14 protein-coding genes and 1 riboswitch are annotated in these 14,127 nt (G+C 55.6%); of the genes, 6 read left to right on the top strand and 8 right to left on the bottom strand.

The annotated features are described in order from the left end of the window. The first annotated feature begins 22 nt into the window (after positions 1 to 22). The gene (locus SYN9616_RS17460) at positions 23 to 637 is read left to right on the top strand and encodes a hypothetical protein (protein ID WP_156918820.1); all 615 of its coding nucleotides are present in this window, start codon (positions 23 to 25) and stop codon (positions 635 to 637) included. A gap of 49 nt (positions 638 to 686) precedes the next feature. On the opposite strand, the gene SYN9616_RS16695 is transcribed toward SYN9616_RS17460, so the two are convergent. From SYN9616_RS16695 to ruvB, 7 genes are all read right to left on the bottom strand, one after another. Beyond that, on the bottom strand, positions 687 to 1,670 hold the full coding sequence (locus SYN9616_RS16695) for a glycosyltransferase (RefSeq protein ID WP_071991477.1): 984 nt from the start codon (positions 1,668 to 1,670) through the stop codon (positions 687 to 689). Between the two features lie 77 nt (positions 1,671 to 1,747). Beyond that, on the bottom strand, positions 1,748 to 3,145 hold the full coding sequence (gene thiC, locus SYN9616_RS15835; protein ID WP_051411042.1) for a phosphomethylpyrimidine synthase ThiC: 1,398 nt from the start codon (positions 3,143 to 3,145) through the stop codon (positions 1,748 to 1,750). A 44-nt stretch (positions 3,146 to 3,189) separates the two neighbouring features. After that, positions 3,190 to 3,298: riboswitch (TPP riboswitch) on the bottom strand. A 31-nt stretch (positions 3,299 to 3,329) separates the two neighbouring features. Next, positions 3,330 to 3,962, bottom strand: a complete 633-nt coding sequence (locus tag SYN9616_RS0112470) for a HEAT repeat domain-containing protein (RefSeq protein WP_028953383.1) — start codon at positions 3,960 to 3,962, stop codon at positions 3,330 to 3,332. 3 nt (positions 3,963 to 3,965) lie between these two features. Further along, positions 3,966 to 4,184, bottom strand: coding sequence for a DUF3188 domain-containing protein (locus SYN9616_RS0112465; RefSeq protein WP_028953382.1), 219 nt, complete (start codon positions 4,182 to 4,184; stop codon positions 3,966 to 3,968). Then, positions 4,181 to 5,350, bottom strand: a complete 1,170-nt coding sequence (locus SYN9616_RS0112460; protein WP_028953381.1) for an amidohydrolase — start codon at positions 5,348 to 5,350, stop codon at positions 4,181 to 4,183. Before SYN9616_RS0112460 ends, SYN9616_RS0112465 begins: the two co-directional genes overlap by 4 nt. After that, complete coding sequence (locus tag SYN9616_RS0112455) at positions 5,347 to 6,120, bottom strand: tetratricopeptide repeat protein (protein ID WP_037991029.1); 774 nt, start codon at positions 6,118 to 6,120, stop codon at positions 5,347 to 5,349. Before SYN9616_RS0112455 ends, SYN9616_RS0112460 begins: the two co-directional genes overlap by 4 nt. Next, positions 6,117 to 7,175: a Holliday junction branch migration DNA helicase RuvB gene (gene ruvB / locus SYN9616_RS0112450; protein ID WP_028953379.1), complete on the bottom strand. Its 1,059-nt coding sequence runs from the start codon at positions 7,173 to 7,175 to the stop codon at positions 6,117 to 6,119. The genes SYN9616_RS0112455 and ruvB overlap by 4 nt, the downstream gene beginning before the upstream one ends. 50 nt (positions 7,176 to 7,225) lie before the next feature. Between ruvB and smpB (SYN9616_RS0112445) the strand changes: the two genes are divergently transcribed. The 3 genes from smpB (SYN9616_RS0112445) (at position 7,226) to smpB (SYN9616_RS0112435) (ending at position 9,801) form a co-directional block, all read left to right on the top strand. After that, on the top strand, positions 7,226 to 7,720 hold the full coding sequence (smpB, locus tag SYN9616_RS0112445) for an SsrA-binding protein SmpB (protein WP_028953378.1): 495 nt from the start codon (positions 7,226 to 7,228) through the stop codon (positions 7,718 to 7,720). Between the two features lie 127 nt (positions 7,721 to 7,847). Then, positions 7,848 to 8,831, top strand: coding sequence for a hypothetical protein (locus tag SYN9616_RS0112440; protein WP_156918818.1), 984 nt, complete (start codon positions 7,848 to 7,850; stop codon positions 8,829 to 8,831). Positions 8,832 to 9,306: 475 nt separating this feature from the next. Then, complete coding sequence (gene smpB / locus SYN9616_RS0112435) at positions 9,307 to 9,801, top strand: SsrA-binding protein SmpB (protein ID WP_028953376.1); 495 nt, start codon at positions 9,307 to 9,309, stop codon at positions 9,799 to 9,801. Here smpB (SYN9616_RS0112435) and SYN9616_RS15830 read toward each other — a convergent pair. Continuing rightward, positions 9,798 to 11,882 carry a protein kinase gene (locus SYN9616_RS15830; RefSeq protein ID WP_037991027.1) on the bottom strand — a complete coding sequence of 695 codons (2,085 nt, stop codon included), beginning with the start codon at positions 11,880 to 11,882 and terminating at the stop codon, positions 9,798 to 9,800. The genes smpB (SYN9616_RS0112435) and SYN9616_RS15830 overlap by 4 nt on opposite strands. A 103-nt stretch (positions 11,883 to 11,985) precedes the next feature. Here SYN9616_RS15830 and egtB point away from each other — a divergent pair, with 103 nt between their 5' ends. Together egtB and egtD are read left to right on the top strand one after the other, a co-directional pair. After that, positions 11,986 to 13,170, top strand: coding sequence for an ergothioneine biosynthesis protein EgtB (egtB, locus tag SYN9616_RS0112425; RefSeq protein ID WP_028953375.1), 1,185 nt, complete (start codon positions 11,986 to 11,988; stop codon positions 13,168 to 13,170). Then, positions 13,167 to 14,120: an L-histidine N(alpha)-methyltransferase gene (gene egtD / locus SYN9616_RS0112420; protein WP_028953374.1), complete on the top strand. Its 954-nt coding sequence runs from the start codon at positions 13,167 to 13,169 to the stop codon at positions 14,118 to 14,120. Before egtB ends, egtD begins: the two co-directional genes overlap by 4 nt. Positions 14,121 to 14,127 lie beyond the last annotated feature (7 nt).

Here is a 14,127-nt window from a genome sequence, read left to right as displayed (position 1 = left end):
CTTACTTATGCACTTCTGACAAATGCAGGAGCAGAAAATTTCTATGTTACCTGAAGTATTTTCAAAAAATCTAAAGCTTAATTTAGGATGTGGGAATAAGAAAAAGACTGGTTACATAAATATTGACTCTAGCAGTCACTGCAATCCTGATCTTCTTTTAGACTTAAAAAATATTCCTTATCCATTCAAAGATTGCTCAGTAAGAGAGATAATTATGAAATCAGTCTTCGAACATCTACCAGCTGATCCAGAAATCTTCTTCGGAATAATCCAAGAAATTTATAGAATATGCCAACATAAAGCTGTTATCCACGTTGAATGCCCTCACCCTACGCATCGTTGGCAAATTATAGACTTTACTCACCAAAAAGCGATACATCCAGAGGGACTAAGACTATTGAGCAAAAAAGCGTGCACAAAGGATATAAGCAAAAATAGTACTTCATCTCCACTAGCTTTTATGTATGATGTTGATTTTGAAATGAAGGAATATTCATGCGAGATAGATCCAAAATGCATCAGCCATATAGAAAACTTGTTCGGTTCTTTTGACCGTAGCAAGCTAGAATCATATGCATACTTATTGAAAGACGTGGCAAGCAAGCAAAAGTTTAAGCTCATAGCAATAAAAGAATAAGAATATGTTGAAATCATATAATGTTCAAGGTACATCGAAAAATCTATTTCTATTTTAAATTGCAAATTTTTACTATTAGAGCTGCAAGAGCATCAAAACTATATTGAGAAGCTTGCTTTCGGATGGCATAAATGTTCCAGTGATCAGAATAAAATTGGCTTTTTATCACCTCAGTATAAAAACTTGAAGGCTTAAAGGGGTCTAATATAATTCCATCACTTTGATCTCTCAAAACATCCAAAGAAAAACCTGTATTCGTAACAATTGGATAAGCGCCGCAGCACATTGACTCCAATATGGGAAGCGGGCCACCTTCATGTACCGACAATGAAACAAAAATTCTCATCAAATTATAAAATACAGGGTAATACTTGTAACTTGAATTTATAAGAAAAATAAAAGGACTTTTTTGGGTAATAAGCTTTTCCCATCCTGGGCCAAGTATCACAACAGGTATTTTTAAATCTGCTAATTCATAAACAACTTTCTTAATTTTTGAGTAATTTTTGCGCCTAGTATATGTAGCTTTACTCCAATAACGACCACAAAATCCAACAGATGAGCGGCTTTCTAAATTACATCCAGATTGTCTTAGTTGTTCAATAATATGCAACATATCCGGGCTATCAAATTTCATTATACGATGAAATTTAGGATTTACAGCATGTGGTTTTAAATAAGCATTCTTCGGATTGTAGCCATTCGCTATAGCCATTGAAAGCTGAATAGAAGAATTAAATATCACAGCCTTACACTTGCTCAATATATCTGGCCTAAAATTAGTGATATCAAGATGCGTAAAGAGACAAATAGTACCGTCAGGTACATTTTCTTTTTTATTTAGACAATTCTTATTTAGCTGACCCTGTTGAACAAATATATGATATTCGGCATCAAGCCTCTTGCCCTTAAATACTTGATCAGTCCTTAAGACAGAAATAGATTTAACTTTCTCAAGTGAATTTGCGAGGTCCTGGGCTATTCCCTTGAGAACCCACTCCTCATCGCCATGATAAACACCTATTTCAGTCATCGTACAAAAATATGTTTAACGCAACGCTGAAAAAGCAATCAAGCATACTCATCGACTCAAGAATCCTAAAATATAGTTTATTTCATTAAAATTGGATTTGAAGCAAAGTGTTTTGTATCTTTAGATTTTAATACTTCTTCTATTCCATCGAGATCTTGATCCGTGATCTTGGTCTGCATCGGGCAGTGCTTCGGTCCACACATGGAGCAGAATTCGGCCTGTTTGTAGATATCGGCCGGCAGGGTTTCGTCGTGATACTGCTTGGCCCGCTCTGGATCGAGCGACAACTCGAACTGCTTGTTCCAGTCGAAGGCGTAGCGAGCCCGGCTGAGTTCGTCATCACGATCGCGAGCTCCAGGGCGATGGCGGGCAATGTCGGCCGCATGGGCAGCAATCTTGTAAGCGATCAGACCCTCACGAACATCCTCGGCATTGGGAAGGCCAAGGTGCTCCTTCGGCGTCACATAGCAGAGCATGGCCGTGCCGTGCCAGCCGGCCATGGCCGCACCAATGGCTGAGGTGATGTGGTCATAACCGGGAGCAATGTCAGTCACCAGGGGGCCGAGCACATAGAAGGGCGCTTCATTGCACTCCTCCATCTGTTTCCTCACGTTGAATTCGATCTGGTCCAGCGGCACATGGCCAGGACCTTCGACCATCACCTGCACGTCATGCTTCCAGGCCCGGCGGGTCAGCTCACCCAGGGTGTGCAATTCGGCCAGCTGCGCAGCATCCGAGGCGTCATGTTGGCAACCGGGACGCAACGAGTCACCCAGCGAGAACGTGCAGTCGTAGCGCTTGAAAATCTCACAGATGTCGTCGAAACGGGTGAAGAGCGGATTCTGACGGTGGTGGTAAAGCATCCACTGGGCCAGGATGCCGCCGCCTCGGCTGACGATGCCGGTGATGCGGCCCTTCACCTTGGGCAGGTGCTCGATCAGCAGACCGGCGTGGATGGTCTGGTAATCAACGCCCTGCTGGCAGTGCTTCTCGATGATGTGGAGGAAGTCATCCTCATCGAGCTTTTCGATTGAGCCATGGACGCTCTCAAGGGCCTGATAGACGGGCACCGTACCGATCGGCACCGGAGACGCATCGATGATTGCTGTCCGAACCTCATCCAGGTTCACGCCCCCGGTGGAGAGATCCATCACCGTGTCGGCGCCGTACTTCACCGCCAGCTTCAATTTGTTCACCTCCTCAGCTGCATCGGAGGCGTTGGGCGAAGCTCCGATGTTGGCGTTCACCTTGCATTTGCTGGCGATGCCGATCGCCATCGGCTCCAGGTTGGTGTGATTGATGTTGGCCGGGATGATCATGCGGCCCCGGGCCACCTCCTCCATCACCAGGGACTCAGGCAGGTTCTCGCGTTTGGCCACATGAGTCATCTCCTCAGTGACCTCGCCCTTCCGGGCGAAATGCATTTGAGACACGTTGGCCTGGCCCTTGCGGGTCTCAACCCAAGAAGCACGCATGATCAAAAGTGCGGTGGAAAGTCAGGAGTCGGCAGAAGCCGGTTCGATCACGCTGGTCACTTCCCTTCGCCGGCATGACCCGGGATCAGGTTCAGAGGGTGTGATCTCAGCCTGTCGGCGTCGTGAAACGCTTAGGCACCCCTAGTGATGTCGAAGTACTAGCAACGTTTGGAGAATCGAACCTTCAGCCGCCTTGCAAACCGTTTAAGGCGGCCGCCACCACACGGTGATCAACGTCCTGCTGCAGGGGCTGCAGCAAGCTGCGAGCTGTGCCGCCAAGTCCATCCGCCGGCTGCTCACGGACCAGACGCGCCAAGATCTCGGCACCGCTGACCCGGACCGTGCCGTCGCCATCGTCGATGGCATGACGGGACAACTCCAACAACCAGGTTGGATCAATGTCGGGTTGCTCTGCCAAGGCGGACAGAATGCTGCAGCGCACCAACCAGGCCTGATCGGCTGTAAACGCATCTTTGAGCAATTCCCAGGAACGTTGGACGCCGTAACTCACCATCGCGTTGGCCGCCTCGGCACGCACATTGGGGTCGGAATCCCCCTTAACCAGTCGGGTGAGAACCTGCCAGCCCTCCTCATTGCGCTTGTAACCCAGTCCGCTGCAGCTCAGGGATCGCACCAGGAACGGCTGCTGCTGAGTGCCAAGCACCAGCAGAGGAACAGCATCCTCTTCCGTGCAGAAGCGCAGCTGGGTCAGGGCCGGCATCGCCCGCACAGGATCGCCACTGGCAATCGCCTCGCGCAGGGCCTCGAGATCTGGCTGTTGCGGATCAGGTTGTTGTGAATCAGGGGTCTGGGTCATGAATCAATCCGGCTGAGCCCGGCTGCTGAGCAGAGCACTGAGCAGCTTGCCGCGACGTCGGCGGCGGCCGACGGCGCTGCTGATGATCAGGCCTGATCCCACCAGAACTGCCGGCAGAGCCTGCACCCGGTCATTGCCCTGACGTTGCTGACTGGCCAGCACCGCCAACAGAATCATCAGCGGCGCCCCGAAGGACAACCAGATGGTGACGGTCCGCCTCATCCGTTCACCCCCCGCTCCATCCAGGCCAGCAGCGTTGCGGTGAGCACGCGGACGCCAACGCCAAGGGCCCGTTCATCAGGATCAAAGGCACCGTTGTGAAGCGGCGCACATCCCTGTGGCCCCGCGACACCCAGACGCATCATCGTGCCGGGCACATCCCTCAGCAATTCCGCGAAATCCTCAGCACCCAAGGACGGAAGGTCCACGGGAAGGACAGACTCGCGACCCAGACAACCCACCGCAGCGGTTTCCAGCAGGGACGTCAGCGCAACGTCATTCCAGACGGGGGGAGCAATGCATCGATAGCGAACCTGCGCCTGGCCACCGCCACTGCGGCAGATCTCTTCCACGGTTTGTTCGATCCACTGGGGCAACTGCTGATGTTGCTCCACATCAAGGCAGCGCACCGTACCGAGAAGACGCACCTGATCAGCAATCACGTTGAAGGCCTTGCCACCTTCAATCTTCCCGAAGCTGATCACCACTGGCTGGAGAGCATTTAGCCGTCGCGAGATGCATTGCTGCAACTCCGTGACCACCCTGGCAGCCAACCAGATCGCATCAACGGACTGATGGGGTCGAGCCCCATGGCCGCCAACACCGTTCACGGTGATCTCCAACTCACCGGCGGCTGCGGTCAGGCAACCACTGCGCACACCCACGGTTCCGGCAGGCAGATCCGGCACCACGTGAACTCCGAACAGGGCTTGCAGTCCCTCGGTGGCACCGGCATCCCGCATCCAGATGGCGCCCTTTGCCAGCTCCTCTGCTGGCTGAAACAAAAGCCTGACCCGTGCCTGCAAAGCGGACTCCGCTGCCAGCATGCGCGCCACGCCGAGACCAATGCAGGTATGGATGTCGTGTCCGCAGGCATGCATGACCCCCTGCTGTTTGGAGGCGAACGCAAGACCCGTGCGTTCTTCCACCGGCAGTGCGTCCATATCCACGCGCAGACCAACCAGGGGAGCAGAGCTGGGTCCGAGTTCGGCCAGAACACCGGTTCGTCCAACCCCTTCCTGCACCTGCCATCCCAGATCACGCAACTCGCCGGCGATCAGCGCCGCCGTTTGATGCTCCTGGCCGCTGAGCTCAGGATGAGCATGCAGATGACGCCGCAACTCAATCAGCTGCGTCAGGTCCCGATCCAGCAGCTCGTGATGACTCATCGCTCCTCGAGAGCCAGAAAGGCCATCAGATCGGCGGCAGGCTGTGGGGGCCAGCGGCGAATCTCGAGCAACCAGTCGAGTTGCCGGTATCGCTGGTCGAGCCCTGCAGCGGCGGCCCAGTGACTTTCCGCCTCTCCGGAGGAACCCTGTCGCCACAGCAGGCCGCTGAGTGCAGCGCGGGCATCGGCAAACATCGGGTAACGGCGAATCAACTTGCGCAGTTCGGCCTCCGCCCATCCCAGATCACCCTCCTGCCAGGCTGCCAGGGCTTCACTGGAGCGGGCCATGGCAAATCCCGGCCGCACACTGAAGGCTTCGCCGAACAGCTGACGGGCAGACGTCCAGTCCTGCTCAGATCCCCGCACATTGCCGAGGTTGTAGAGAGCAGATGGGTCCTCTGGATCCCGCTCCAGGATCCAGAGATAGTCATTGGCCGCCGCTGACCAGTCCTGGAGGGCCTCCTCAGCCGTCCCCCGATTGAGATGGGGGTCGATTTCAGCGGGAGCCAATGCGATGGCGCGGGACTGATCTTCTATCGCTCCATCGGGATCGCCGAGAGCCAGGCGCACGTTTCCTCGATTGCTCAGAGCAGCTGCATCCCTGGGCTCGAGATCGAGCAGCTGATCCCAGAGCGGCAAAGCCCGGGCGAAGTCTCCGGCCTGGCTGGCCATCAGTGCCTGGTCGTAGAGCGACCGATAGGTCTCCGCCAACACTGAAGGCGGCAAAAGAAACTGCAAAAGCAGTGTCAACGCGAGAGCCAAACGGATCATGCCGCCTCTGCTCCATCGAGATGGGCGCGCGCTGCATCGGTGACCATGCGTCCACGGGGTGTGCGCATCAGCAGGCCCTGCTGCAGCAGGAACGGTTCCACAACGGACTCCAGGGTGGAGGCGTCTTCACCCAGAGCGGCCGCCAGCGTCTCCAGGCCGACGGGCCCACCTCCATGCTGATCAATCAACAACGTGAGCAGGCGCCGGTCGCTGGCATCAAGGCCTCGATGATCGACACGATGCAGGCTCAAGGCCTGGGCCACGAGTGCCTCGTCGATCGCTTCCTGGGAACCCTGAACGCTGGCCACGTCCCGGACCCGTCGCAGCAAACGGTTGGCGATCCGTGGAGTACCTCGACTGCATCCGGCAAGTCTGGAACAGGCAGAACTCGTCAGTGAGACCCCCAGCAAACCGGCGGTTCGCGCCACGATCGCCTCGAGATCGGCTTGTTCGTAAAACTCCAGTCGCTGGATCAAGCCAAAGCGATCGCGCAGTGGCGAGCTGAGTGAACCGGCGCGGGTCGTAGCGCCCACCAACGTGAACGGGGGGAGCTCCAGTGATCGCGTGCGGGCTGTACTGCCCTTGCCAACCGTGAGATCCAGGCGGCGGTCTTCCATCGCCGGGTAGAGAAGCTCTTCGGCAACCCTTGTGAGGCGGTGGATTTCATCGATGAACAGCAGCTCCCTTGGCTGCAGATTCACCAGCAGCCCGACAATGTCCCTCGGGCGCTCCAGTGCCGGAGCACTGGTGATCCTGCAGGAGACCCCAAGCTCCTCAGCCAGCACCAGAGCCATGGTGGTTTTGCCCAGGCCAGGGGGCCCGTACAGCAAGACGTGATCGAGGGCATCACCGCGAGCGCTCGACGCCTGTACAGCAATCCCAAGAACCTGCTTCAGTTCTGATTGTCCGATGTAGTCGTCCAGGCGGCGCGGACGCAGTCCGTCATCAGGCCTGGAGCCAACCTCGTCGGGCGTGGGAGAGGAATTGAGCACCTCATTCGAGGGGCGCTCCATTGACGGACGACTGCGATCTGCGCTGGAGGAGACAATCGCCATGCAAGCAGGGTACCGAGACCTGGATAGGGTCGGGGAAGGCAGACAGCGCCATGGCGAAAGGAGGAAAAAAGGCCGCAGCGGCGGCACGGGCTGCGGCCAATCGGCTTCTGGCGGACAACAGGCAGGCCCGCCACCAGAACGAGATTCTCGAAACACTGGAAACAGGAATCGAGTTGGTCGGCACTGAGGTGAAATCCATCCGGGCCGGTAAAGCCAATCTCCGGGATGGTTTCTGCCTGATCCGGAACGGAGAGCTGCAACTCATGAACGTGCACATCTCTCCCCACAGCCATGCCGGCAGCTATTTCAATGACGACCCACTACGCACCCGAAAACTGCTGGCCCATCGCCGCGAAATCGACAAGCTATGTGGCCAACTCGATCAGAAAGGTCTGGCGCTGATCCCGCTCAATCTTCATCTCAAAGGGTCGTGGATCAAAATCACGAATAGCCTAGACCAAGGCCGGAAGTTGCTTGACAAACGCGCAACCGCAAAAGAAAAACAGTCAGGTGAAAGTTATAGTGACATTAAAGCGATAAATTAACAATATATTCATGAATAAGAAAGCACTTATTTTAATACCTTGCACAGGAGTGCATCGAGACATTACCGACGCGATTTGGAAGGGTAGAACAACACTAGCGAGCGACAGGCTGCAGACACTTCCACTCATGAAATGCCTCAAAAAAAATGGTTACGATCTGCAAGTTCTCTCTTATAATATAAGATATACATTTAAAGAAATAGAGAAAATTAGTCAGCCAGATATATGCTTTATCGGCAAGATGCGACACGACAAGACAACAGAAAACGGTGATCAGTTTTGCCAATTTCATTTAAATGTTGTCCTTAACATCAAAAGAAAGGGAGCAAAAATAGCCTGCATGTACTCAGACAATATCTGCGAATACGCGGATCAAGGCGGAGAAATGTATAAAAACTTACTCTATTTATCTGATCTAGTAATTACACCGTCAAAAAAAATGAAGGAACATGCTCTCAAAAGAGTTGCTTCACAAACAAGAGTAATTACAATCACAGATCCACAACTATTCGAAGAACAGCCTTTCAAAAGGCTACTGCCCAATCAGATTTGCAGACTCATCTGGTTTGGAAACGATAAGAATATTGAATACCTACAAGACATCCTGCCCCCACTAACAAAAAATTCAAACGCAAACATGAATTATGTCCTCACAGTATTGGCGTCTACTAATGCCTTAAATGCATTCAAATACCAAATGACAAAAAGCTTACCTCAATCAAAACACTGGACTCTGCGATTTGTTCCCTGGGACGCGAACAGACAACCAGAGCAACTTGTCAAAGAACTTGGCAATTCCCACATCTCACTTATACCCTCTAATCCAAAAGATCCTCTTAAAAATGGAGTCAGCCATAACAGACTCACAGACTCGATTCAGCATGGATGTATTTCTATAGCAAGTCCTATGGATTCATATATGGAACTAAATAAAGTGTGTTTAATTGGTAAAGATTTCTCACTACTTTTACAAAAAGCTGTTCAAGAGAATAAAAGATTATGCCGTAAATATGAGATATTAAGGCCAGCCTTTCTAGAACGCTTTAAACCAGAAAACAACCTTCTGTCGTGGACCAAAGCCCTTGAGATGCTTGAGAAAGGCTTTTATTAACAATTTATCTGAGCCAGAGAAAATCTGACTACTCAATTGAAACTCATTAAATCTTTCGAATAGTATCAAAATTACTGAACAATTAACCACCCTAAATTATAGAAGCAACCTCCCAAGTTACCAAATCCTGCAGCGCATTCAAGTCAACATCCAGCTTGAAGTGACGAGGATTATCGGCTCGGCAGGACAGTGTAAACAGAGATGATGTGACCTCCTCGTTGGTGACCATCACCTGCAAGGGCGAGCCCCCTCTTCCGCAATCCAGGCCAGACGCAAAGGACCGCGCTTTTGCACAACATCTCCCTTGGCTCTAAATAAATTAATTTGCATCAACAGTATACCGTTGATGCAAAAGGCAAACAAAGCTCCAACGCTGCAGGGCGGCGTGAAGGCTTGCAAGCGGAACTGGAGGAGACAACCTCTATGCGGGCAATTTGCCCAGAACTAGATAGGGTCGGGGAAGGCAGACAGCGCCATGGCGAAAGGAGGAAAAAAGGCCGCAGCGGCGGCACGGGCTGCGGCCAATCGGCTTCTGGCGGACAACAGGCAGGCCCGCCACCAGTACGAGATTCTCGAAACACTGGAAACAGGAATCGAGTTGGTCGGTACTGAGGTGAAATCCATCCGGGCCGGCAAAGCCAATCTCCGGGATGGTTTCTGCCTGATCCGGAACGGAGAGCTGCAACTCATGAACGTGCACATCTCTCCCCACAGCCATGCCGGCAGCTATTTCAATCACGACCCACTACGCACCCGAAAACTGCTGGCCCATCGCCGGGAAATCGACAAGATGCGGGGTCAGCTTGATCAGAAGGGACTGGCGCTGATTCCACTCAACCTTCACCTCAAGGGGTCCTGGATCAAGATCACCATTGGATTGGGCAAAGGTCGCAAGCTGCACGACAAGAGAGCTGCAGAGAAGGAAAAACAGGTGAGAAAGGAAGTGAAGGCAGCGATCGCTCGCTACTAAGTTTCATCATCCGGAACCAGGGGTACCTCGATGGAGGGCCTTTCCATGGAGGGCTGTTGTTCGGTAGGTGCCAGCGGCTCCGGCTGCATCGGAGCACCTGTCGCTGAATCCGGCACTGGTTCGGTCGGGATCTCGAGGTCAGGACCAAGCGCAGGATCTGGCTCGCGAATCGGGTTCGGCAACGGCGGCCTCAGCTCGGGCCTGACAGGAGCCGGAGTGACAGGACGCTTGGGTTGGTCCGCACGGCAGGACAAGGTGAGCAGACCGGACGCAACGCCCTCGTTCGTCACCAGGACCTGAACCGGAGAGCTCATCTCCGCAGGCAGCGTCACCACCCGCAGGGGACCACGCTCTGTTTCCACCTGCCCTTCAGAGCCGTAGATGGTCATCTGCATCAACGGCGTGCCATTGATCCCCATCACCAGCCCATACCCGCTTGGGACAGCGACAGCGATCAGACGAGCGCCACCAGCTGGGATACGTAACGACAGGTTGGTGGCCTGCCTGGGCTTGGCGACCAGCGTCTCAATCTTGACGTCAGCCAGGCTTTGAACCGCTGCGGCATACCAGAGCTGGCGGTACGGCTCCGGCGGCTTACGACCCTGGGAATCCCCGGGAAGCAGATTGCGCGCAGCAGCGCTGACCAGCTGCTCCACAACACGGGGATGAACGCCCTGTTTCTCGAGCACCTGCTGCTGCTGACGCCAGTCGGCGTCGTTCAGCTGTCCCAGCTTGGATCGGAGGCCAGGTGGCAGCTGCTCAATTCTGGCGAGCCACTCTTCGGCCAGGTCATTCCAGACGCGGCGGAGAGGGGCATCCTCCAGGGAATCACTGGGCAACCGGCCTCCCCGTTCGGGGAACCGGCTGAGCAGGCTGCTGTCCACGAGCTTGAGGAACCAGCTGCGATCAACCTGCAACGCCCGCAAGCGGCTGAGCAACTGCCGGCGCTCATCCACTTCAGCCGGCGGAAGACTCACCGAGGGAGCACGACCCACCACATCGCGACTGGTGGAAGGCGCCGTGCCTTTGGATGCGCCTCGCGACAACAAATACCAACCGATCGCCGTTCCCACCAGCGCTGAAAGGACCAAAGCAGCGACCACCGGCCAGAGACGTCCCTCAGCGCCCTGCTCCCGCTCTTCAGCCCGACTCAGTCGGCGTGGTTGAGCCGAAGCTGTGCCCGGTGAAGAGGACGCCGCAGGGTCTGTGAAGACCGGCTTGAGATCTGGCAAATCCGGTGCAGCCGGCGCCAAAACAACGGTGCGATCCGAGCGTGCGATCGGTCCGGTGCTGTCCGGCATAGGCACCGCCTCAAGGGCCTGAAGCACCTCAGTTGCCGCTGCGAAGCGGTGTTGCGGGTCTTCGCTCAGCAAACGCTCCAGCGCAGAGCGAAAAGCACTGTGTACATCAAGGCCGTCCGGCCAGGACCAATCGCTGGCATCAACAGCGATGAGGGATTCCGGCGCTTGCCCTGTCAGCAACACCAACGCTGTCACCCCAAGCCCATGCAGATCCATCCAGGCAGCACAGGATTCCTGTCGCCCCTGGGCGCGCGGGGCATAACCGGGCGAGGCTCCAGGTAAAGGAGCTTCCCCATCGGCCTGCACTAGGCCGAAGTCCAACAGCACAGGCAAGCCATCGCTGTGCCTGCGCAGCAGATTGCGGGGGTTGACATCGCCATGCACAACGCCGCGGCCATGCAGGACAGCCAGCACAGGCAGGATCTGACGCAGGAGTAGCAGCACCTCGCCGGGACCGAACACCAGCTGGCGTTCACGGCGCTGCTCGAGGATCTGATCGAAACCGCTGCCGTCCTGCCAATCCCTCACCGCCCAGAACGCTCCCTGCGCCTCCAGCAATTCACCAAAGCGTGGCAACTGAGGGTGCAGCAACGACTGCAGCAGGGGCCAGTGGCGCTGGAATCTCGATGTGGTGTCCGCTGACAGAAGCTGTCGGATCACCACGGGAATCTCACCCGCCAAAAGATCCTTTCCAAGCCAGAGGCAGCCCTGAACCGGATCGGGGTCAGAGAGCCCAGACTCCAGCCTGTAACGATCGTTCAGCACGGTGCCCGGAGCCATGGCGCTGGACTCGCTCACGCAATACCGAATGCTTCGCCGTGATCGTACCGGTGGTCAGCTCGTTGACACTCCCCACTAGGGTCCGCGGAACATCAACTGCCCCTTGCTGCTGAACACCCTGCTGGAGGTGCGACGGCGCAGTGAGTCGCTGATCGATCCACTGCAACCCGAGGATCTTGGACTCCAGGGCATGGAGGATGCCAGTCCACCCAAATGGCATCTGGCCCACACCAACTGGTTCTTCGAAACCTTTCTGCTGCAACCCCACCTCCCTTGCCATCAGCGCTGTGACCCGCGTTGGAGTGTGCTGTTCAACAGCTATTACGAAGCCGTCGGAGCCCGTCATCCCAGACCCCAGCGGGGTCTGCTGAGTCGTCCCGGGATCGATGAAGTGCTGCAGTGGCGATCTAGCGTGGATGAAGGCCTCACCCGTCTGTTCGAGTCAGCTGGACCAGACCTGATGCAGGTGGCGGAGCTCGGTCTCCATCACGAACAGCAGCATCAGGAACTGCTGTTGATGGATCTCCTGGATGGGTTCAGCCGACAGCCTTTGGAACCGGTTTATGCACCCAAGTCAGATCTCGTTGCCTTCAGGCCAGAAGGTGTCACCCAGTGGCTGAATTGCGATGGCGGACTGGTTGAGATCGGCCATCCAGGCGTTTATGAAAGCGATGCCTTCCATTTCGACAATGAAGCTCCCCGGCATCGCCTCTGGCTGGAGCCTTTCGCACTGCAGAACCGACTGGTGACCAATGGCGAGTACAGGGCCTTCATGGCGGATGGCGGTTATCAGCATGCAGACCTGTGGATGAGCGAAGGCTGGAGTCAGCGTCAACAGCAGAGGTGGGAAGCACCGTGCTACTGGCGCGGCGAAGGCCACTCCTGGGACTGGCAGGAGGAATTCACCCTGATGGGGCGGCAGCCCCTGCGTCCTGATGCGCCGGTGCGCCATCTGAGCTGGTTTGAAGCCGATGCTTTTGCCCGCTGGGCCGGCGCCAGACTTCCCAGCGAAGGAGAGTGGGAAATCGCCAAGTTGCGGCACGGTGAGGCGATGGCGCAGGCCCATGGCCATCTGTGGCAGTGGACGTCAAGTCCCTATCGGCCGTATCCAGGCTTTCGACCAGCCGCCGGAGCAATCGGTGAATACAACGGCAAATTCATGAGCTCTCAGTTCGTCCTGCGAGGCAGCTGCTTTCTCACTTCCCCTGGCCATGCCCGGGACACGTACAGAAACTTCTACCCGCCGGCGAGTCGATGGATGGCGTCGGGAGTGCGACTGGCCCGATGAACATCGAGCTCATTGATCTGCAACCAGCCGTGGCGGATCTGGTGCAGCTGGTCTGGGATGGCTTGCAGCATCAACCGCGTCAGCTGCCGGCCTGGCTGCTTTACGACGCCGAGGGATCGCGACTGTTCTCGCAGATCTGCGAGCAACCGGAATACAGCCTCACCCGCACTGAAATCGCTCTGCTTGAAAAGCATGCCGATGACATTGCCAACACTGCAGGGAGTGGGGTGGTGGTGGAGTTCGGCATCGGCAACGCCAGGAAAGTGGATCCGCTGCTGGCGAAGATCCAACCACCGGCATTCGTCGCTCTCGACATCAGTCGATCAGCCCTTGAGCAGTCCCTGGCGGGTTTGGCGACCAGTCATCCCAGCACCGCCATGGTTGGGATCTGCTGTGACCACAGCAGCCTCACTGATCTTCCCGACCATCCCCGCCTGAATGGGCAGCGCCGCATCGGCTTCTTCCCAGGCAGCTCTCTTGGCAATTTCCTGCATGACGACGCCGTCCGGGTGCTGCGTCAATTCCGCCAGCTGCTGGCTGGTGGGCCGCTACTGCTGGGACTCGATCAACCCCGCGATCCCATCGCCCTTGAGGCCGCCTACGACGATGCCGCAGGAGTGTCGGCAGCCTTCGCCCGCAATCTGCTCTGCAGACTCAACAAGGATCTACAGGGAACGATCGATCCCCAGCAATTTCAATATCAAGCGACGTGGCAGGACGCAGAGCAACGCATCGAAATGGCCCTTGTGAGTGCTTGTGAGCAGACCATCGACTTGGCGGGTGAAACCTGGACTTTCCAGGCGAATGAGCGCATGATCACTGAGCACAGCGTGAAATACTCACCCGCCGCCGCCGCCGATCTGGCCGCACAATCGGGCTGGTGCATCAAGCAGCGCTGGCATGACTGCGACGACAGCTTCTCTCTTCACTGGCTGGAGCCGGCAGACTGACGTTGAT

Origin of the sequence: Synechococcus sp. CC9616 (genome assembly GCF_000515235.1) — a bacterium.
In the GTDB taxonomy this organism is placed as follows: Bacteria; Cyanobacteriota; Cyanobacteriia; order PCC-6307; family Cyanobiaceae; genus Parasynechococcus.
This window is presented reverse-complemented; position numbering and strand designations above follow the sequence as displayed.

Coding starts and splice junctions, on each gene's coding strand:
- SYN9616_RS17460 (WP_156918820.1), top strand. CDS start 23: ATGCAGGAGCAGAAAATTTCTATGTTACCTGAAGTATTTTCAAAAAAT.
- SYN9616_RS16695 (WP_071991477.1), bottom strand. CDS start 1,670: ATGACTGAAATAGGTGTTTATCATGGCGATGAGGAGTGGGTTCTCAAG.
- thiC (WP_051411042.1), bottom strand. CDS start 3,145: ATGCGTGCTTCTTGGGTTGAGACCCGCAAGGGCCAGGCCAACGTGTCT.
- SYN9616_RS0112470 (WP_028953383.1), bottom strand. CDS start 3,962: ATGACCCAGACCCCTGATTCACAACAACCTGATCCGCAACAGCCAGAT.
- SYN9616_RS0112465 (WP_028953382.1), bottom strand. CDS start 4,184: ATGAGGCGGACCGTCACCATCTGGTTGTCCTTCGGGGCGCCGCTGATG.
- SYN9616_RS0112460 (WP_028953381.1), bottom strand. CDS start 5,350: ATGAGTCATCACGAGCTGCTGGATCGGGACCTGACGCAGCTGATTGAG.
- SYN9616_RS0112455 (WP_037991029.1), bottom strand. CDS start 6,120: ATGATCCGTTTGGCTCTCGCGTTGACACTGCTTTTGCAGTTTCTTTTG.
- ruvB (WP_028953379.1), bottom strand. CDS start 7,175: ATGGCGATTGTCTCCTCCAGCGCAGATCGCAGTCGTCCGTCAATGGAG.
- smpB (WP_028953378.1), top strand. CDS start 7,226: ATGGCGAAAGGAGGAAAAAAGGCCGCAGCGGCGGCACGGGCTGCGGCC.
- SYN9616_RS0112440 (WP_156918818.1), top strand. CDS start 7,848: ATGAAATGCCTCAAAAAAAATGGTTACGATCTGCAAGTTCTCTCTTAT.
- smpB (WP_028953376.1), top strand. CDS start 9,307: ATGGCGAAAGGAGGAAAAAAGGCCGCAGCGGCGGCACGGGCTGCGGCC.
- SYN9616_RS15830 (WP_037991027.1), bottom strand. CDS start 11,882: ATGGCTCCGGGCACCGTGCTGAACGATCGTTACAGGCTGGAGTCTGGG.
- egtD (WP_028953374.1), top strand. CDS start 13,167: ATGAACATCGAGCTCATTGATCTGCAACCAGCCGTGGCGGATCTGGTG.